Consider the following 18,088-nt stretch of genomic DNA (forward strand, 5'->3'; position numbering starts at 1 on the left):
GATGCCGCGCAGGCCGGAGGCGTAGCCCTGGCCGATGGCGCGGAACTTCCACTCGGCGCCGTTGCGGTACAGCTCGCCGAAGACCATCGCGGTCTCGGTGGAGGCGTCCTCGCTGAGGTCGTAGCGGGCGATCTCCTGGCCGTTGGCCTGGTTCACGACCCGGATGAAGGCGTTGCGGACCTGCCCGAAGTTCTGCAGCCGGGCGTCGGCGTCGTAGATCGACACCGGGAAGACCACCTTGGCGACGTCGGCCGGCACCCGGGCGAGGTCGACCTTGATCTGCTCGTCGTCGCCGTCGCCGCCACCGGTCAGGTTGTCGCCGCTGTGCTCGACCGAACCCTCGGGGCTGCGCAGGTTGTTGAAGAAGACGAAGTGCTGGTCCGAGACCACCTTGCCGAGCGCGTTGCAGAGCAGCGCGCTGGCGTCCAGGTCGTAGTCGGCCCCGGTGGTGGTGCGCACGTCCCAGCCGAGGCCCACGATCACGGCGCTCAGACCCGGCGCCTCCTTGCTCAGCGAGACGTTGCCGCCCTTGGCCAGCGAAACTCCCACAATGCCCTCCTCGGATCTCTCCCTGCGGACGAATCTACAACACTGTAGAGATCACGAGAATCCACCTGCGGGCGGGCTCCGCCCCGGGGATTTCCCGGGGTTCCTCAGGGACGCCGGGCGGAACCGCTCCGGGGCGCCGGGGATCGGCGGCGGACCTAGACTGGCGGTGGATTCCCCCCTCCCGTTGCCGGCACCGACGGAGGTCCCGATGCGCAGGCGGTACAGCTTCCACCTCGACGAGGGCGGGCACTCCGTCACCGTCAACGTCCGCTCCGGCTGGATCACCGAGACCGAGCTGCTGGTGGACGGCAAGGAGTGCGCCTTCCACCGCGTGCACGGCCACGGCGTGTACCCGCTGACGCTGGCCGCGCAGCTGGCCGAGGAACCGCCGGTGCCGGTCGCCGTCCAGCTGGACCGGACGGGCACGACGGAGCACCCGCTGGCCTGCGTGCTGGCGCTGGCGAACGGCGACCACCCGATGCCGGAGCGCACCTCGCGCTGAGGGCCGGGGCACCCCGGCCCTGCGGAAGCCGCCGAGCCCGCCGAGCCCCCGGACGGGGGCTCGGCGGCAGCGGCGCCGCCACGGCTCAGCTGCGCTGGAGCCCCAGGCACTGGGCCACCAGCTCCTCGACCGCCGGGCGCGCCCGGTCGGCGTCCGCCGCGACCAGGCCGATCCGGGTCCGCCGGTCGAGCACGTCCTCGACGTCCAGCGCGCCCTCGTGGCTGACCGCGTACGCGATCTCGGCGCGCGTGACGTCCATGCCCTCGACGATCGGCGCCAACTCCCCCGCCTCCGTCACGTCCTGGGAGATCCCGGCGTAGCGGTACAGCAGCGAGGCCGGCACCGGCCCGACCGGCAGCGGGCGGCTGTCCCGGTGGGCGGGGGCGCCGATCAGCGGCAGCCGGTCGGTCCAGCAGGCGCGGGCGGGCAGGCCGCGCAGCCGGACGGCGGTGTCGACCGCGTCCTGGGCCATCCGCCGGTAGGTGGTGAGCTTGCCGCCGATCACGGTCACGACGCCGGACGGCGATTCCAGCACCGCGTGCTCGCGGGAGATGTCCGCGGTGTGCCCGTCGCCGCTGTCGATCAGCGGGCGCAGCCCGGCGTAGGCGCCGAGCAGGTCGTCCTTGGTGATCTCGGTGGCGAGGCCGTTGTTGATGGTGTCGAGGATGAAGGCGATCTCGGTGTCCGAGGGCTGCGGCACGTCCGGGATCGGCCCGGGGGCGTCCTCGTCGGTGAGCCCGATGGCGACGCGGCCGAGCTGCTGCGGCAGCGCGAAGACGAAGCGGCTGATGGAGCCGGGCACGGGCACGGTGAGCGCGCCGGTGGGGTGGCCGAGCTTGGCGGCGTCGACCAGCAGGTGGGTGCCGCGGCTGGGCCGCAGGCGGATCGACTCGTCGACCTCGTCGGCCCACACGCCGGTGGCGTTGACGACGGCGCCCGCGGTGAGGGTGAGCTCCTGCCCGGTGAGGGTGTCGACCAGCCGCGCCGAGGTGCCGGTGACGGCCTCGGCCCGCACCCGGGTGAGCACCCGCGCGCCGTACTGCGCGGCGGTGCGCGCCAGGGCGACCACCAGCCGTACGTCGTCGACGAGTTGGCCGTCGTGGGCGACGAGGGCGCCGCGCAGGCCGGCCGTCCGCACGCCCGGCACGAGCTGCCGGGTGCGGGCCGCGCCGACCCGGCGCACGCGCGGCAGGACGGTGCCCGAGGTGCCGGCGCTGCGGCGCAGCGCGTCGCCCGCGTGGAAGCCGGCCCGGATGAGCGAGGCCTGGCCGGGGCGCTGCAGGCCGGGCAGCAGCGGCACGACCTGCGGCATGGCGCGGGTGAGGTGCGGGGCGGTGCGGGTCATCAGGATGCCGCGCTCGACCGCGCTCTCCCAGGCGACGCCGATCCGGCCGGTGGCCAGGTAGCGCAGGCCGCCGTGGACGAGCTTGGAGCTCCAGCGGCTGGTGCCGAACGCGAGGTCGCGGGATTCGACGAGGACGGTGCGCAGGCCGCGCGAGGCGCCGTCGAGGGCGGCGCCGACGCCGGTGATGCCGCCGCCGATGACGAGCAGGTCGACGTGCGGGTCGTCGCCGAGGGCTTCGAGGTCGAGCGTGCGCCGTTCGGCGTTGAGGCGGGAGGTGCCGGTGTACTGGTGGTCGATGGGCATCATGGCGCGAGGTATCCGTTCAGTGCTCTGGCCAGTTCGCGCCGCCAGGCGGCCTCCGGGAGCAGGGAGGCGACCATGCGGTGGGACTGGACGGTGGACTGGGCGATCAGCAGGACCATGGCGGCGAGTTCGATCGGCTCGCCGGCCCGGACCGAGCCGTGGGCCTGGCCCTGCTCGATGCCGGCGCGCAGCGCCTCGAGGAGGCCGCGCTGGCTGGTGCCGAGCCGTTCGACGACGTACCGCAGCAGCAGGTCGGAGTCGTCGGAGCGCAGGAGCACGCCGAGCACCGGGTGGTCGCGCAGCCGCACGGCGACCTCGACGACGCGCTCGACGAAGGCCTCGCGGTCGTGGACGGCCAGGTCGACGCCCTCCAGGGTGGCGAGGATCTCCCGGGTGAGCAGCGCGCCGATGACCGCGCCGACGTCCGGCCAGCGCCGGTAGACGGTCGGCCGGCTGACCCCGGCGCGGCGGGCGATCTCCGCCAACTGGGTTCTGCGGACGCCGAGATGGACGATCAGCTCGGCGGCGGCGTCCAGGATGGCGTCGTCGGTGCTGCGCGGCTGTGGTTCCGAGCTCCCGGGCTCGGCGTTACTACTTGACATGATGTGTGAAACTGTAACGCATGGCACCTGAGACGCAAGGGCAGACGCACGACCACCCGGCCGAGGCCGCGCTGCCGCTCCCCCCGATGAAGTGGGACGCCTGGGGCGACCCGGCCCTCGCCAAGGAGCTGCCCCCGGACGTCAAGGGCCTGCTCGCCGCCGCCCTCGGCATCACCGGCGACGCCGCGCCCGGGCCCGCCCTCGACGAGGTCCGGCTGCACCCGTCCCGGCTCGCCGCCGACGACCTCGCGGCGCTCGCCGCCCTCGTCGGCGAGGCGCACGTCAGCGCCGCCGACGCCGACCGCCTCCCCCGCGCCGGCGGCAAGTCCACCCCCGACCTGCTGCGCCGCCGCAGCCGCGACCGCCAGGACGCGCCCGACGCCGTCGTGCTGCCCGGCGACGAGGACGAGATCACCGCCGTCCTCGCCCTGTGCGCCGAGCGCCGCATCGCCGTCGTCCCGTTCGGCGGCGGCACCAGCGTCGTCGGCGGCCTCGACCCCGAGCGCGGCCCGCTGCGGGCCGTCGTCTCGCTCGACCTGCGCCGCCTGGACGCCCTGATCGACCTGGACGAGACCTCCGGCGAGGCCGTCCTCGGCGCCGGCCTCACCGGCCCCGCCGCCGAAGCGCTGCTCGCCGAGCGCGGCTGGGAGCTCGGCCACTACCCGCAGAGCTTCCGCTACGCGACCATCGGCGGCTTCGCCGCCACCCGCTCCTCCGGCCAGGACTCCGCCGGCTACGGGCGCTTCGACGACATGGTCCGCGGCCTGCGCGTCGTCACCCCCGCCGGCACGCTCGACCTCGGCCGCGCCCCCGCCTCCGCCGCCGGCCCCGACCTGCGCCAGCTGTTCCTCGGCTCCGAAGGCACCCTCGGCGTCATCACCGCCGTGCGCCTGCGCGTCCACCCGCTGCCCGCCCTGAAGGCGTACGAGGCGTGGAGCTTCCCCGACTTCGCCACCGGCAGCGCCGCGCTGCGCGCCGTCGAGCAGCAGGGCACCGGGCCGACCGTCATCCGGCTCTCCGACGAGGCCGAGACCATGGTCAACCTCGCCATGACCGAGCAGATCGGCGGCGCGCCCGCCGTCAGCGGCTGCCTGGCCGTCACCGTCTTCGAGGGCAGCGCCGAACAGGTCGCCACCCGGCAGGAGTTGACCCGCGCGGCGCTGCTCGCCGCCGGCGGCACCTCGCTCGGCGAGGCCCCGGCCCGCGCCTGGGAGCACGGCCGGTTCAACGCCCCCTACCTGCGCGACTCCCTGCTCGACGCGGGCGCCCTGTGCGAGACCCTGGAGACGGCCACCAGCTGGAGCCGCCTCCCGGGGCTGCGGGCCGCCGTCACCGAGGCGCTCACCGGCGCCCTGCCCGGCGCCCTCGTGCTCTGCCACATCTCGCACGTCTACCCGACCGGCGCCTCGCTCTACTTCACCGTCGTCGCCGCCCTCGGCGACGAGCCGCTGGACCGCTGGGCCGCCGCCAAGCACGCCGCCGGGGACGCCATCCTCGCCGCCGGCGGCACCATCACCCACCACCACGCGGTCGGCGCCGACCACCGGCCGTGGATGACCGCCGAGATCGGCGACCTCGGCGTCCGCATCCTGCGCGCCGTCAAGGCCGAGCTCGACCCGGCCGGCATCCTCAACCCGGGCAAGCTGATCCCATGACGGGCCTCCCGAGAGTGCCCCGCCGGGTCACCGTCCTCAGCAATCCGGCGGCGGGGGTCGGCCACGCCGGCCCCGCCGCCGACCGGGCCGTCGCCCGGCTGCGCGCCCTCGGCGCCGAGGTGCGCCCGCGCGCCGGGCGCGACGCCGCGGACGCCACCCGGCTCGCCCGCGAGGCCGTGGCGGAGGGCGTCGACGCCGTCGCCGTGGTCGGCGGCGACGGCATGATCAACCTCGCCCTGCAGGCCCTCGCCGGCACCGGCGTCCCCCTCGGCGTCATCCCCGCCGGCACCGGCAACGACCAGGCCCGCGAGTACGGGCTGCCGCTCGGAGACCCCGAGGCCGCCGCCGACGTCGTCGCCGCCGGCCGCACCCGCACCGTCGACCTCGGCCGGATCACCGGCCCGGACGGCGCCGTGCGGTACTTCGGCTCCGTCCTCGCCACCGGCTTCGACTCCCTGGTCAGCGACCGCGCCAACCGGCTGCGCTGGCCGCGCGGCCGGATGCGCTACAACCTCGCCATCCTCGCCGAGTTCGCCAACCTGCGGGCCCTGCCGTTCCGCGTCACCCTCGACGACGGGACGGTCGTCGACCGCGCGCTCACCCTCGCCGCGATCGGCAACACCCGCAGCTACGGCGGCGGCATGCTGATGTGCCCCACCGCCCTCCCGGACGACGGGCTGCTCGACGTCACCCTCGTCGACGCGATGCCCCGGGCCCGGATCGCCCGCTTCTTCCCCACCGTCTTCAAGGGCACCCACACCAGCTACCCCGAGGTCACCACCCTGCGCACGCGGTCCCTGCGGATCGAGTCACCGGGCATCACGGCCTACGCGGACGGCGAGTTCATCGCCCCCCTGCCGGTCGACGTGGCGGTCGAGCCCGCCGCCCTGACCATCCTCGTCCCGTGAGCACACCCCGGCCCGCGTGCCGGGCCCACGGCCCCGGCCTCGCCCCCTCCGCCCTGGTCGGGCGGAGGGTGGTGGCGGTCGCCGCCGCCTGGCACGAGCACGAGGGCCGGCAGGACCCGATCCCCGTCGACGTGTGGCTGCTCGACGAGCGGGGCGGGGCCGTCCGGCTCGGCGCCGGAACCGACTGGTGCCTCGAAGTCGAGGCCGAACCCCCGTACGAGGGTTACGACATGGGCGACTGGGGCCGCATCGCTGTCGGCCCCGCCGACGACCGGACCCCCTTCGCCCCGCATCTCGGCCACCCCGTCCTCGCCGCCCGCCCCGAGCACCACCCGCTGACCGGCCGCACCGCCCTGGAGCTGGACTTCCCGCACGGCACCGTCCGTTGCGAGAGCACCGGCGGCGAACTCCTGCTCCACGCCGTCCCGGTCACAGGTGCGCCCTGATCCGCCGCACCGGGTGGCCGAGTTCGGCCGCGACCGCGGCCACCCTGGCACGCGCCGCCCAGAGTGCGGACCGGTCAGGCGGGCTACTGCGCCAGGGAGTGGGAAGTCGGCCGGTCCGACTTCCCACTCCCGTCCGACCGGCCGACCGGCCGGCCGCTACTCGACGACGCGCAGGACGATCTTGCCCTGGAGATGGCCCTCCGCCGCCCGGCGGTGGGCGGCCGCGGCGTCCCGCAGCGGGTGGACGCTGTCGACGGCCACCCGCAGACGGCCGGCGGTCAGCAGGTCGGCGACCTCGGCGAGGTCGGCGCCGCTGGAGCGGACCATCCAGCGCCCGAGCTGCACGGTGACGCCGAGCGCGGCGGCCTCCGCCGGGCGGTAGTCGCCGAGGTAGACCGGGACGATCTGGCCGCCCCGGCGTACGGCGGGCAGCAGGCGGTACGCCTCGGGGCCGCCGACCGTGTCGACGATCAGCTCGGCGTCGCGGACGGCCTCGGCGACCGGGGTGCGGGTGTAGTCGACGAAGCGGTCGACGCCGAGCTCGCGCAGGAACTCCTCGTGGCGCCCGGAGGCGACCGCGACCACCTCCTTCGCCCCGGCGTTCCTGAGCAGCTGGACGGCGACGTGGCCGACGCCCCCGGCCGCGCCGACCACCACGGCCGTGCCGCCCCCGGCGTACTCCACCTGCTTGGCCAGGAACTGGTAGGCCGTCAGCGCGGCCATCGGCACGGCGGCGGCCTCGACGTGCCCGAGGCCGGCGGGCTTGCGGGCGAGGTCGGCGGTGCGGACGACCGCGTACTCGGCGTAACCGTTGCCGCTGCCGGGGAAGTTGACCAGGGCGAACACCTCGTCGCCGACCTGCCAGTCGGCCACCCCCGCGCCGAGCTCCGCCACCACGCCGGAGATGTCGCTGCCCAGGATCACCGGCGGCTTGCGGTCGGGCCGCAGCTCCGGCGGGATGTTGTCGAAGCCGCGCCGGCCGAACCAGTCGGCCGGGTTGACGCCGGCCGCGTGGACCCGCACCAGCACCTCGCCCGGCCCGGGCTCGGGACGGGCCACCTCCTCGTACACCAGCACCTCGGGCCCGCCGAAGGCGTGCAGCCGAACCGCCCCCATGGTCTTGTGCGCCGTTGCCATGCCACTCCCCTGATCGCCCGGGTCGACCACCGACTAGAATCCGGAGCACCGCTCCGTTCCGGGGGAAAACTCAACCGGAACACCGCTCCGCTTGTCAACGGCCAAGCCTGTCGAGCTCGTCAACGGCCAAGCCTGCCAACGGCCGAGCTTGTCGACGGCCGAGAACCGAACGAAGACCGACGAGGACCCGCCCCGATGCCGACCGAGCCCCGCGCCATCCGCCCCGACGCCCGGCGCAACCGCGACCGGATCCTGGTCGCGGCTGCCGCCCTGGTCGCCGAGCAGGGCACCCAGGCCTCGCTGCGCGACGTCGCCCGCCGCGCCGAGGTCGGCCTCGGCACCCTCTACCGACACTTCCCCACCCGGGAGGACCTGCTGGCGGCCCTGCTCGGCCGCCGCTTCGAGGAACTCGCCGAACGGGCCGACGCCCTCGCCGCCACCGCCCCGCCCGAGCGGGCCCTCACCGACTGGCTGCACGAGTTCACCCTCGGCGCCGCCGCCTTCCACGGCCTCCCCGCCGCCCTGCTGGCCGCCCTCCACGACCCCGACTCCGCCCTGCACGCGAGCTGCGACCGGATGCGCACCGCCGGCGGCCGCCTGCTGGCCGCCGCCCAGCAGGGCGGCCTGATCCGCCCGGACGTCACCCCCGTCGACCTCTTCGCCCTCGCCAACGCCCTGAGCTGGATCGCCGACCAGGCGCCCACCCTGGCCGAGCGCAGCGACCACCTGTTCGACCTCGTCCTGGACGGCCTGCGGGCCCGCGGCTGACCCGTTGCCCCGCTCGCGGGGGAGGCGGCCCGGCCGGGCCTCGGCCGGCGGGCGGAGCGGCAGGGCGCCGGGATCCCCTCGCCGAGGGAGGAGGTGAAGTCCCGTGACGGAGGCGCCCGTTCGCCCCTCGACGGCAGGATCGGAGCCATGACGACGGCAGCGAACCGCGCACCCGAGCAACCGTCACCCCGGATCCGCCGGGCCGCCTACGCGGGCGCCCTCGCGCTGGTCCCGTACGCGACGATGAAGCAGTACTGGGCGCTCGACGGCTCCTGGGGCCTCCCGGCCGGGTACGCCACCCTGGGGGACAAGATGGCGGCCGACACGCACGGCAGGGACCTGGGCCCGGTCAACGGCGCGGCCCTGTGGCTGTACGAGCACGGGGTGGACGTCACGGTGGTGCTGGCCGCGCTGGGGATCTTCCTGCTGCTGGGGCTGGTCCGCCCGTGGGGCCTTGTCTTCCCGCGCCGGCTGCCGCTGCTGGCCGGCCGGCCCGTCCCCCGGTGGCTCCCGCTGGCCCCGGCCTGGGCGACGGCCGCCGTGCTGGCGCCGGTGTTCGGCGTCCTCGCCCCGGTCAACGGGGTGCTCGCGGTCCTCGGGCTCTCCCACCCGAACACCGCCGGTTTCTCACCGTTCGCCTTCACCATCGCCTACGGGGGTTTCGGCCCGTTCGGCCTGGCCCTGGGCGCCGCCGCCTGGTCCTACCAGCGCCGCACCGGCCGAACCCGCCGGACCGCGGCCCTCACACCCCCCGCGTCGCCGTGATCCGCCCGTCCGCGATGGCGTCCGTCAGCTCCTCGTGGTCGAGCACCGTCCGGTCGGCGTAGCGGACGGCGAAGTCGGCGATCGCCTCGGCGAAGGTGTCGGCGCCGCCGAGGTAGCCGGCGATGGCGAGGCGGTCGCCGGTGCGGGCGTGGGCCCGGGCGAGGGTGCGGCCGCACAGGTCGGCGTAGGCGCGCAGGCCGGCCGGGCGCATCGTGGCGACGTCCACCGAGCCCTTCATGTCGCGCAGTTGGCGGCCGTAGTAGTGCCGGCCGGCGGGGCCGGTGGTCCAGCCGAGGAAGATGTCGCTGGCGGCCTGCATCAGCCGCTGCCCGGTGACGACGCGGCGCCCGCCCCAGTGGGCGGCGACCTCCGCGTCGACCCGGGCAGGCGGCAGGTGGTCCTCCAGGACGGACCGACCGGCCTCCTTGAGCTGCAGGAACAGCGGGTCCCGGGTGTCGCGGCCCTCCAGCAGGACGATGTGGCAGCGGGTGCCGACGCTGCCGACACCGACCACCTTCGTCGCCGCGTCGACGAAGCGGAAGCGGTCGAGCAGGACCCGGCGGTCCTCGGCGAGGGTGGCCCGGTAGTCGCTGAACACCTGGCCGAGGCCGCGCAGTTCGGCCTCCTTCAGCGGTTCGATCAGCGGCGGCGCGCTGATGATCCGCCGCCGCCCGTCGCGTTCCTCGGTGAGCTTGTCGAAGGCCTGCAGGCTGGTGCGCCGCCGGGCGTGGGCGAGGTCGGCCTCGACCCGCCGGCGCCGCCGGGGCTTGCGCAGCAGCGGGAGCAGGTCGGCGGTGTCGATCCGGGCGTACCAGACGTCGAGTTCGCCGAGCCCGGCGAACCGGCGCATGGCCGCGGCGTAGCCGTGGGCGGCGGCGAGGGCGGCGCGGCGGGGGCGGTCGCCGTCCTGGCCGTTGTCGCGGGCGGCGACGGCGACGCTGGCGGCCAGCCGTTTGACGTCCCACTCGAAGGGGCCGGGGTAGGTCTCGTCGAAGTCGTTGACGTCGAAGAGCAGCGCCCGTTCCGGGGAGGCGTAGACGCCGAAGTTCACCAGGTGGGCGTCGCCGCAGAGTTGGACGGTGAGGCCGGTGTCGGGGGCGGCGGCGAGGTCGGCGGCCATCACGGCGGCGGCGCCGCGCAGGTAGCTGAACGGGGTGTCGGCCATCCGCCCGTACCGGATCGGCAGCAGCCGCTTGACCCGGTCCTCGCCCTGCCGGACGAGGACGGCCAGCGGGTCGGGCCGGTCGGCGGCGGGGATCCACCGGCCGTGCGCCGAGCGGGAGATCCGCTCGCGGGCGGCCCGGCCGTGCCGGCGGCGTTCGGCGGGGGTGGTCATGGCGCGGCTCCGTCCGTCCAGCCGTGACACCTCCCGCCGAACGTAGCGCCCGCGGCGGCCCGCCCCCTGCGGCGCTCGGCCGTTCGAGTGACGCGGGGCGCCGCTAGGTCACCGTGAAGTCCGCCATCATCGCCATGTCCTCGTGCTCCAGGTTGTGGCAGTGCAGCATGTACGTCCCCGGGTAGTCGGTGAAGCGCACCAGCACCTCGACGGCCTCGGCCGGCCGCAGGTCGACGGTGTCCTTCCAGCCGGCGTCGTACGGCCCCGGGTCCTTGCCGTTGCGCCGGAGCACCTGGAACTGGTCGAGGTGGACGTGCACCGGGTGGTGCAGGTCGCTGGTGAAGCGCCACAGCTCGGTTGCGCCGAGGGCGGGCGCGGCGACGTCGCGGCCGGGCTGGTACGGGTCCCCGTTGATGGTCCAGCCGTCGCCGCGGCTGCGGCGGAAGGCGAAGTCGCGGGTGACGGTGGCGGCGGCGGGGTCGAGGGCGGGGAGGGCGGAGAGCGTGTCGGGCACCCGGGCGTCGTCGGCGACCGGGCGGGCGGAGACGTCGAAGCGCATCACCTCGGCGGTGCGGTCGCTGCCGAAGCGGTTGAGCATCCGCACCCGGGTGCCGGGGGCGTAGCGGGAGAAGTCGACGACCACGTCGAAGCGTTCGGCGGGGGCGATCTCCACCGCGTCGTGGCCGACCGGCGCGGCGAGCAGGCCGCCGTCCGAGCCGATCTGGACGAACGCGTCGCCGCCGTCCGGCGGCGGGTCGAGTTCGAGCCGGTACGGGCGGGTGTTGGAGGCGTTGAGCAGGCGCAGCCGGTAGTGGGCGCGGTCGACGTCGTGCCGGGGCCAGGGGGCGCCGTTGACCAGGATGACGTCACCGAGGACGCCGTTGAGGTAGCCGCTCTCGACGCCCGGCCGGGCGAGGGTGGGGTCGGCGGCGGGGTAGTGGAAGGAGCCGTCCGCGGCGAACGAGCGGTCGGCGATCATCAGCGGGAGGTCGCGCTCGCCGCGCGGCAGCGGGAGGGCGTCCTCCTCGTCGTCGTGGACGAGGTGGAAGCCGGCCAGGCCGCGCCAGACGCCGGGGCCGGTGAAGCCCATCCGGTGGTCGTGGTACCAGAGGGTCGCGGCGCGCTGGCGGCCCGGGTAGGTGTGGGTGCGCTCGCCGACGGCGTTCCGGCCGGCCCCGGGCGCCATCCCGGGCATGTCCGCCATGTCGGGCATGCCCTGCCCCGCGTCGGTCGAGCCGACCGGCAGCAGCAGGTCGGCCGGGTAGCCGTCGCTGTCGGCCGGGGTGTGCCCGCCGTGCAGGTGGACGACGGACGGCACCGGCAGCTCGTTGCGGTGCTTGACGACGACGGCCCGCCCGGAGCGGGCCACGATGGTCGGCCCGGGGAAGGTGCCGCCGTACGTCCACGCCTCGGTGGTCACCCCGGGCAGGATCTCCAGCTTCGCGACCTGCTGGGTGATCTCGTAGTAGTCCGAACTCGCGTCGCTGCGCACCGGTTTGAGGACGGCCGGCCGCGGCAGCGGCACCTGGAAGGCGTCCGGCCGGTCGAGGTCGCTGTCGAGCAGCCGGCCGGGGATGGTGTCGGCGAGCAGCAGCGCGGCCGAGGGGACGGCGAGGGCGGCCAGGGCGCCCGCACCGAGGGCGCCGGCGCCGATCCCGAGGAACCGGCGGCGGTTCACTGGGCGACCTCCAGCGGCCCGCCGGGGCGCGGCAGCCGCCCGCCTCCGTCGCCCTCGCCCTCGCCGTCCGCCCCGTCCTTCGCCGGGTGGCCGGCCCGGGCGGGCAGCGGCAGCCGCCAGGCGTCGACCAGGGCGAACAGGACGCCGCTGACCAGCAGCGTGCCGAGCACGACGTGCACGCCGAGCGCCCGCCCGTAGCCCGCGCCGATCTGGCCGACGACGGCGGCGGCGAGCCCGGCGGCGGCCCCCAGCGGCCGGAGCGGGCCCCGGCCGGGCCACCGCACCAGGACGGCCGCCGCCAGCTGGACCAGGACGGCGACGGCGAGCGCCGTCGCCGTGTGCTCGTGCGCCGCGAGGGCGTCGAAGGCGCCGTTGAGGAAGCTGCCGGCCGACTCGACCTGGAGCAGCGCCAGCAGGGCGACCGTGGTGGCGGCGGCGCGCAGCAGGATCAGCGGCCAGCGGGGCGCGGCGGCGGGGGCGGGGGCGGGCGCGACGGCGGGGGGACTGGGGCTCATACGGGGCTACGCTCCGGCTCTCGGCGGGGTGGGGGTGAAGCGGGCGAGAGCGTAGCTGAGTGATCGTCAGATTCGGCCGACCTAAGGTCCGTTGGAGTGACGTGGCACCCGTACGGGTTCGTCCTGCGCCGAGCGCCCTCACCTGTTCGGGTGAGGGCGCTCGGCGCGCCCTACACCGGTTCGGCCGCCACTCCCCGGTAGGCGGCGCGCAGTTCGGCGAGCAGCGGGTGGGCGGTGTCGAAGGCGGTGCCGTCGACGGCGGCGAGCGGCCGCAGGCCGGCGCCCGCGTTGACGGCGAACGCCGCCTGGTAGCCGCCCAGTTCGTCCCGGCGCACCGGCCGGCGGGTCTGCGGGCCGCGGTACGCGCCGGCCAGCAGCGCCTCGGTCACGCCGGGCAGGCTCGGGCCCTCCGGCCGGACCAGCCGGTCGCCGTCCAGGAAGCCGACGTTCCAGGTGGCGCCCTCGACCACCAGGCCGTCCGCCTCGGTGAGCAACACGTCGTCGAAGCCGGCGAGTTGGGCTTGCCGCCGGTGGTGGACCAGGCCGAACAGGCCGGTGTGCTTCACCTCCGGCAGCTCCCGCCGGTACGCGACCGTGCGCACCCGCAGCGGGCCCGGCTCGGCGGCCGGCGCCGGGCGGGTGGTGACCAGCAGCGCGGGCGCGGCCGGGGCGGAGGGGCGCTCGAGGCCGAGCGCCGGGTCGTACACGGTGACCCGGACGATCACCGGCGCGCCGTCCGCGGGCAGCACCGCGCGGATCCGCTGGCGGACGGCCACCCGGTCCAGCTCGGCGGCGAACAGGGCCCGGCAGTCCCGCTCCAGCCGGTCCAGGTGCAGCGCCAGGCCCCGCACCCCGCCCGCCTCGGCGCGCAGGGTGGTGAAGTGCCCGTAGTTGAGCAGCCCCAGGGCGGCCAGCCGCGCCGGGTCGGCGGGTGCGCCGTCGATCTCGATGTCAGCCATCCGTCGAGTCTGCCAGCCGCGCGGCCGAGGCCTGCCGCGGGGGCTCGGCGCGCTGCGGGGTCGCGGCCTGCTGCGGGGTCACGGGCTGGCGCGGGGTCACGGGCTGGCGCGGGGGCTCGACAGGCCGGGGCGTCGCGGCGGGCTGCGGGGGCTCGGCGGGCTGCTGGGCCGGCACCGGCCGGTAGGGACTCGCCACCGGCCGCCCGGCCTCCCGGGCCAGCCGCTCGAAGTGCTCGATCTTGTACGCCAACCCCTCCGGCTCGCCGACGTCCGCCCAGCGCCACGCCTCCGCCCACCACTGCGGCCCGCGCACCAGCGGCCGACCGGCCAGCGCCAGGTGCAGGGCGAGCGTCGAGCGGGCGTAGCCGTGCACCCAGCCGTCCGCGCCCCGGTAGTCGGCGGTCTCGTCCAGCCGCAGCCGGCCGCCCTCCGCGCCGGCGGCCAGTATCGGCACCCAGCCGCGCCGCGGGTCCTCGACCAGCAGGAGCAGCCGCCCGTGCTCCTCCCGCACCCGGTAGGGCGGGAGTTGGGGCATCCGGGCGAAGGACAGCGCGCGCTTCCAGCCGACCACCCACAGGCCCCGGCGCAGGTAGTAGCGGACGGCCTGCTGCCAGCTCCAGTGCGCCTCCAGCCGGAACCCCGGCAGACCCTCGGCGGCGGCCGCCGCGTACACCGCGTCCAGCACGCCGGCGGCCAGGCCCGCACCGCGCGCGCCGGGCCGCAGGTAGAGGGAGGAGACGGCGAGTTGGCCGCGCCCCTGGGTCCAGTTGTCCACGGCGACGGTGCCCGCGACGGCGCCGTCCGCGTCCAGCACCCAGTAGCGGCGGCGGTACAGCTCGCCGCCCGGCCACTCCCGGCCGCTCTCCCCCAGCCGCTCGCGCCAGGCCCGCTCGACCGGCGGCGCCAGCCCGTCCGGGTCCACCGGCTCGCCGAGCTCGCCCTCCACCAGGGACGCCAAGTCCCAACGGGCGAACCGCCGTTCGTCCTCCGCCTCACGCAGCCGCGGCCCCGCCGCCAGCCGCTCCTGCGCGCGCTCCAGCGCCGCGTCCCACGACCTCACCACCCGGCCAGCCTACCGGGCGTTCGAGCACCATCCGTCACCTGCCGGCCACCGAACGTCAGTTCGCGTCCGGTTCATTCCGGGAGGCCGCGTACCAGCCGGACCCGCCGCGCCACCGCCTGCGCCCCGCCGCTGCCCCGCACCACCCCGACGTAGCCCGCCGCCTCCGCGGCCAGCGCCTCCGGGTTCGGGCAGAGGAAGCCGAACAGCCAGACGTGCTGCGCGCTGTCGCGCTCCGGCAGCGCCCGCCAGCCGTCGCCCCAGGCCGCCGCCAGCGCCTCGGCGCAGCGCTCGACCGCGAGCGGCGAGCGGTCGTCCCACTCCTCCCGCAGCCACCGCTCGAAGTTGCGGCCCGCCGCCCGGGCGTCCCGCAGGGTGCCCTGCCCCGAGAGCAGCCGGTCGACGATGGCTCCCTGCGGCTCCGCCTCGTGCTCCGCCTCGTGTTCCACCTGGTGCTCCGCCCGTTCCGTCATGGCGGCCATGCTTCGGCAATCCGGGCGGGTGGGCAAGACCGCCCGGGCCCGATGGTGGGGAAAACCCGACCACAGGACTCGACTTGACCCCGCTGACCCGGCTGACCTGCGCCGATGCAATGGAGGGGTGAGACATCGAACGCGATGGTGGTGGTGCGGCGGGTGGCTGCTCGCGGCCGGCTGGGCGGGGGCCTTCCCGCTGCTCTCCGGCCTCGGCCCGCACCGGAGTTGGGGGTCCTGGGCGGCCCTCGGGTACCTGGCGGCGGCACTCGCCGCGGTGACGCTGCGGCGGTACGAGCACGTCGTCCTCGCCTTCGCCGGGGCGGTGGTGCTGCCGCTGCTCGCCCTGGTGCTGACCGGGCGCGGGCAGAGCGAGGTCGGCGTCATCGAGCGCTCCGGCACGCTGCTGCTGCACACCGGCACGCCGTACCTCGCCGAGCCGCGGTCCGTCGCCGAGTACACGCCGTACCTGCCCGCGATGGCGCTGCTCGGACTCCCCCGGGCCGTCCTCGGCGCGACCCCGCTCGGCGACGCCCGGCTGTGGTGCGCGGCGGTGTTCGCGCTCTGCGTGCTGCGGACCGTCCCCGCCGGGCGCCGGCTCGGCCTGGCCGCGCTCACCGCCTCGCCGGTGATCGCGCTGCCGCTGGCCGTCAGCGGCGTCGACCTGCCGCTCACCGGGCTGTGCTGGTACGCCGTCGTCCGTGCGGCCCAGGGCCGGGCGGGCGCCGCCGGGTGGGCGCTCGCCGTCGCCTGCGCGCTCAAGTGGACGGCCTGGCCCGCCGTCGCGGTCGTCGTGGCGCTGCTCGCGGCCACCGCCGGGCGGCGGGCCGCGCTGTCCGGGGCGGCCCGCGCCGCGGGCGGGGCGGCGCTGCTGGTGCTGCCGTGGGCGCTGCGCTCGCCGGGGCCGCTCGTCCAGCAGGTGTTCGCCTTCCCCACCGGGCGCGGCGACCTGCCCACGCCCGCCGCCAGCCCGCTGCCCGGACGGCTGCTCGCCGACCTCGGCCCGGCCGGCTGGTGGGCGGCCACCGGGCTGCTGCTGGCCGCCGGGCTCGCGGTCGGGGCGTCGCTGCTCGCCCGGCCGCCCCGGGACGCGGCCGGCGCCGCGCGGCGGCTGGCCCTCGGCCTCACGGCCGCGTTCCTGCTCGCCCCCGCCGGGCGGTTCGGCTACCTCGCGCTGCCGCTCGTCCTGTTCCTGCTCTCCGTGTTCTGCCTACCGAATCGAGGCGCGTTCCCGTCATGGACACCACGCTCGTCGTCACCAACGACTTCCCGCCCCGCCAGGGCGGCATCGAAACCTTCGTCCACGCGATGGCGACCCGCCTCCCCGGCCACCGCGTCGTGGTCTACACCTCCGCCGAACCGGGCGCGGCCCGCCACGACGCGGCCCTCCCCTTCCCGGTGATCCGCGACCGCGCCCGCACCCTGCTGCCCACCGGCCGGGTCACCCGCCGGACCGCCGAACTCGCCCGCGCGCACGGCTGCGACCGCGTCTGGTACGGCGCGGCCGCGCCGCTCGCCGCCATGACACCCGGGCTGCTGCGCCTGGCCCCCGGCGTCCGCCGCACCGTCGCCACCACCCACGGCCACGAGATCTGGTGGGCCCGCACCCCCGGCGCCCGGCGACTGCTGCGCCGGATCGGGCGCAGCGTCGACGTGGTCACCTACCTCGGCGCGTACACCCGCGCCCGGATCGCCCCCGCCCTCGGGCCGGACGCCCACCTGGCCCGGCTCGTCCCGGGCGTCGACCCGGCCGTGTTCCGGCCGGCCGGGCCCCGCTCCGGCGGTCCGGTGATCCTGTGCGTCGCCCGGCTCGTCCCGCGCAAGGGCCAGGACGTGCTGATCCGCGCCCTGCCCGCGATCCGCCGGGCCGTCCCCGGCACGGAACTGGTGCTGGTCGGCCGCGGCCCGGACGAGGACCGGCTGCGGGCCCTGGCCCTGCGGCACACCGACCCGGGCACCGTGCGGTTCACCGGCGGCCTCGACCACGCGGACACCGCCGCCTGGTACGCGCGGGCCGACGTGTTCGCCATGCCCTGCCGCACCCGCCGGCTCGGCCTGGAGGCCGAAGGCCTCGGCATCGTCTACCTGGAGGCGGCCGCCGCCGGCCTCCCGGTGGTGGCCGGCCGCTCCGGCGGCGCCCCCGACACCGTCCTGGACGGCGTCACCGGCCACGTCGTCGACGGCCGCGACCCCGCCGACGTCGCCGCCACCCTCACCCGCCTCCTCCTCGCCCCGCCCGCCGAGCGCGCCCGGATGGGCACGGCGGGCCGGCGCTGGGCCCGGGAGCACTGGTCCTGGGACGCCTCCGCCGACCGCCTCGCCCAACTCCTGGATCCGGCGCACCCGTTGGACGGCCTCACGGCGAACACCCCGGCCCTGCACGCCTGATCGCGCGTGGGATCAGGCGACCGGGTGAACGCAGAGCCGGTTCACATCCCCGTCGAAGGTCTCCGCCAGCAGCCGCGCCTCCCAGCCGTTCCCGGCGAAGAGCCCCCGCGCGTCGACGTGGATGACCAGGGTGTCGTGACTGTCGATCACCTCGGAGATGCCCCGGGTGTCGATGGTGTCCGACCACGCGTCCAGGTTCCGGCCGAACCAGCCCGGCAGGCCGCAGGGCTCGTCGAGGGCGTCCCAGAAGTCCTTCATCGTCTCGATCCGTCGACCGCGCAGGTCGACCCGCAGCTCCGTCATCGCGGGTCCTCCGGGCTCGGCGCGGCGGCCGCGAGCAGGGCGGCGAACACGAGCGGGGCGAGCGCCTGGTAGCCGATCCACACCTCGCCCCCGGCGCCGCTGCCCCGCCGGGTGAGCAGCAGGCCGGCCAGCGCCGCCAGCACCCAGCCGGCGTCGTAGCCGACCATCAGCCGGGTGTACAGGCGCAGCGGCCGCCTCCGCGCGTACCCGAGCTCGGCCCCGCCGCCGACCAGCAGTGCCACGCCGCAGCTCACCATCAGCCACACCGGCACGCCGAGCCGGTCCCCTAGCGGCGCGGCGCCGGCTCCGAAGACGGCGGCGAGCAGCAGCTTGAAGCCGCCGTCCGCGAGGATGCCCGCCCTCCGGCGGGCCTCGGTCCTGGTCTGCGTCATGTGC

At 76.4% G+C, this 18,088-nt stretch carries 20 protein-coding genes; 8 read left to right on the forward strand and 12 right to left on the reverse strand.

What is annotated here, in order from left to right; all coding sequences use genetic code 11:
* Positions 1-549 (reverse strand): TerD family protein (locus VM95_RS31650; protein ID WP_045703347.1); only part of this gene is annotated, 549 nt, incomplete at its 3' end.
* Positions 550-757: 208 nt separating this feature from the next.
* On the opposite strand from VM95_RS31650, the gene VM95_RS31655 reads away from it, so the two are divergent.
* Positions 758-1,051, forward strand: coding sequence for a hypothetical protein (locus tag VM95_RS31655; protein ID WP_045703349.1), 294 nt, complete (start codon positions 758-760; stop codon positions 1,049-1,051).
* Positions 1,052-1,136: 85 nt separating this feature from the next.
* On the opposite strand, the gene VM95_RS31660 is transcribed toward VM95_RS31655, so the two are convergent.
* Both VM95_RS31660 and VM95_RS31665 read right to left on the reverse strand, forming a co-directional pair.
* A complete protein-coding gene (locus VM95_RS31660) occupies positions 1,137-2,702 on the reverse strand; it encodes a glycerol-3-phosphate dehydrogenase/oxidase (protein ID WP_208615562.1) in 1,566 nt (521 codons plus the stop codon).
* Positions 2,699-3,301, reverse strand: coding sequence for a TetR/AcrR family transcriptional regulator (locus VM95_RS31665; protein ID WP_045703351.1), 603 nt, complete (start codon positions 3,299-3,301; stop codon positions 2,699-2,701). The genes VM95_RS31660 and VM95_RS31665 overlap by 4 nt, the downstream gene beginning before the upstream one ends.
* A gap of 86 nt (positions 3,302-3,387) precedes the next feature.
* Here VM95_RS31665 and VM95_RS31670 point away from each other — a divergent pair, with 86 nt between their 5' ends.
* The 3 genes from VM95_RS31670 to VM95_RS31680 are packed head-to-tail and all read left to right on the forward strand — an operon-like array spanning position 3,388 to position 6,310.
* Positions 3,388-4,956 carry an FAD-binding oxidoreductase gene (locus VM95_RS31670; protein WP_045703391.1) on the forward strand — a complete coding sequence of 523 codons (1,569 nt, stop codon included), beginning with the start codon at positions 3,388-3,390 and terminating at the stop codon, positions 4,954-4,956.
* The gene (locus tag VM95_RS31675; RefSeq protein ID WP_045703353.1) at positions 4,953-5,864 is read left to right on the forward strand and encodes a diacylglycerol kinase; all 912 of its coding nucleotides are present in this window, start codon (positions 4,953-4,955) and stop codon (positions 5,862-5,864) included. Before VM95_RS31670 ends, VM95_RS31675 begins: the two co-directional genes overlap by 4 nt.
* The gene (locus VM95_RS31680) at positions 5,861-6,310 is read left to right on the forward strand and encodes a hypothetical protein (RefSeq protein WP_045703356.1); all 450 of its coding nucleotides are present in this window, start codon (positions 5,861-5,863) and stop codon (positions 6,308-6,310) included. The genes VM95_RS31675 and VM95_RS31680 overlap by 4 nt, the downstream gene beginning before the upstream one ends.
* A 156-nt stretch (positions 6,311-6,466) precedes the next feature.
* Here VM95_RS31680 and VM95_RS31685 read toward each other — a convergent pair whose 3' ends face one another.
* Positions 6,467-7,447, reverse strand: coding sequence for an NADP-dependent oxidoreductase (locus tag VM95_RS31685; protein WP_208615563.1), 981 nt, complete (start codon positions 7,445-7,447; stop codon positions 6,467-6,469).
* 195 nt (positions 7,448-7,642) lie between these two features.
* Between VM95_RS31685 and VM95_RS31690 the strand changes: the two genes are divergently transcribed.
* Together VM95_RS31690 and VM95_RS31695 are read left to right on the forward strand one after the other, a co-directional pair.
* Positions 7,643-8,215 (forward strand): TetR/AcrR family transcriptional regulator, encoded by a 573-nt coding sequence (locus VM95_RS31690; RefSeq protein WP_244179018.1) that lies wholly within the window; start codon positions 7,643-7,645, stop codon positions 8,213-8,215.
* Positions 8,216-8,362: 147 nt separating this feature from the next.
* The gene (locus tag VM95_RS31695; protein ID WP_052707692.1) at positions 8,363-8,980 is read left to right on the forward strand and encodes a hypothetical protein; all 618 of its coding nucleotides are present in this window, start codon (positions 8,363-8,365) and stop codon (positions 8,978-8,980) included.
* Here VM95_RS31695 and VM95_RS31700 read toward each other — a convergent pair.
* The 6 genes from VM95_RS31700 to VM95_RS31725 all read right to left on the reverse strand — a co-directional run bounded on the left by VM95_RS31700 (position 8,958) and on the right by VM95_RS31725 (position 15,001).
* Positions 8,958-10,316: a DUF2252 domain-containing protein gene (locus VM95_RS31700; protein WP_045703360.1), complete on the reverse strand. Its 1,359-nt coding sequence runs from the start codon at positions 10,314-10,316 to the stop codon at positions 8,958-8,960. The genes VM95_RS31695 and VM95_RS31700 overlap by 23 nt on opposite strands.
* 103 nt (positions 10,317-10,419) lie before the next feature.
* On the reverse strand, positions 10,420-11,994 hold the full coding sequence (locus VM95_RS31705) for a multicopper oxidase family protein (protein WP_045703362.1): 1,575 nt from the start codon (positions 11,992-11,994) through the stop codon (positions 10,420-10,422).
* Positions 11,991-12,509: a hypothetical protein gene (locus VM95_RS31710; RefSeq protein ID WP_052707693.1), complete on the reverse strand. Its 519-nt coding sequence runs from the start codon at positions 12,507-12,509 to the stop codon at positions 11,991-11,993. Before VM95_RS31710 ends, VM95_RS31705 begins: the two co-directional genes overlap by 4 nt.
* Positions 12,510-12,679: 170 nt before the next feature.
* The gene (locus VM95_RS31715) at positions 12,680-13,468 is read right to left on the reverse strand and encodes an aminotransferase class IV (RefSeq protein ID WP_045703364.1); all 789 of its coding nucleotides are present in this window, start codon (positions 13,466-13,468) and stop codon (positions 12,680-12,682) included.
* Positions 13,461-14,531: a GNAT family N-acetyltransferase gene (locus tag VM95_RS31720; RefSeq protein ID WP_045703366.1), complete on the reverse strand. Its 1,071-nt coding sequence runs from the start codon at positions 14,529-14,531 to the stop codon at positions 13,461-13,463. The genes VM95_RS31715 and VM95_RS31720 overlap by 8 nt, the downstream gene beginning before the upstream one ends.
* Before the next feature lie 71 nt (positions 14,532-14,602).
* Complete coding sequence (locus tag VM95_RS31725; protein ID WP_157882253.1) at positions 14,603-15,001, reverse strand: hypothetical protein; 399 nt, start codon at positions 14,999-15,001, stop codon at positions 14,603-14,605.
* 127 nt (positions 15,002-15,128) lie between these two features.
* Between VM95_RS31725 and VM95_RS44800 the strand changes: the two genes are divergently transcribed.
* Positions 15,129-16,403, forward strand: coding sequence for a hypothetical protein (locus VM95_RS44800; RefSeq protein WP_244179019.1), 1,275 nt, complete (start codon positions 15,129-15,131; stop codon positions 16,401-16,403).
* A complete protein-coding gene (locus VM95_RS31735; RefSeq protein WP_244179020.1) occupies positions 16,310-17,389 on the forward strand; it encodes a glycosyltransferase family 4 protein in 1,080 nt (359 codons plus the stop codon). The genes VM95_RS44800 and VM95_RS31735 overlap by 94 nt, the downstream gene beginning before the upstream one ends.
* A 12-nt stretch (positions 17,390-17,401) precedes the next feature.
* Here VM95_RS31735 and VM95_RS31740 read toward each other — a convergent pair whose 3' ends face one another.
* Together VM95_RS31740 and VM95_RS31745 are read right to left on the reverse strand one after the other, a co-directional pair.
* Entirely contained in the window at positions 17,402-17,692 is a 291-nt protein-coding gene (locus tag VM95_RS31740; protein WP_045703372.1) for a barstar family protein, read from the reverse strand.
* Positions 17,689-18,084 (reverse strand): hypothetical protein, encoded by a 396-nt coding sequence (locus VM95_RS31745; RefSeq protein WP_045703374.1) that lies wholly within the window; start codon positions 18,082-18,084, stop codon positions 17,689-17,691. The genes VM95_RS31740 and VM95_RS31745 overlap by 4 nt, the downstream gene beginning before the upstream one ends.
* Between the last annotated feature and the right edge of the window lie 4 nt (positions 18,085-18,088).

Origin of the sequence: Streptomyces rubellomurinus, from assembly GCF_000961885.1 — a bacterium.
Classification (GTDB): Bacteria; Actinomycetota; Actinomycetes; order Streptomycetales; family Streptomycetaceae; genus Kitasatospora; species Kitasatospora rubellomurina.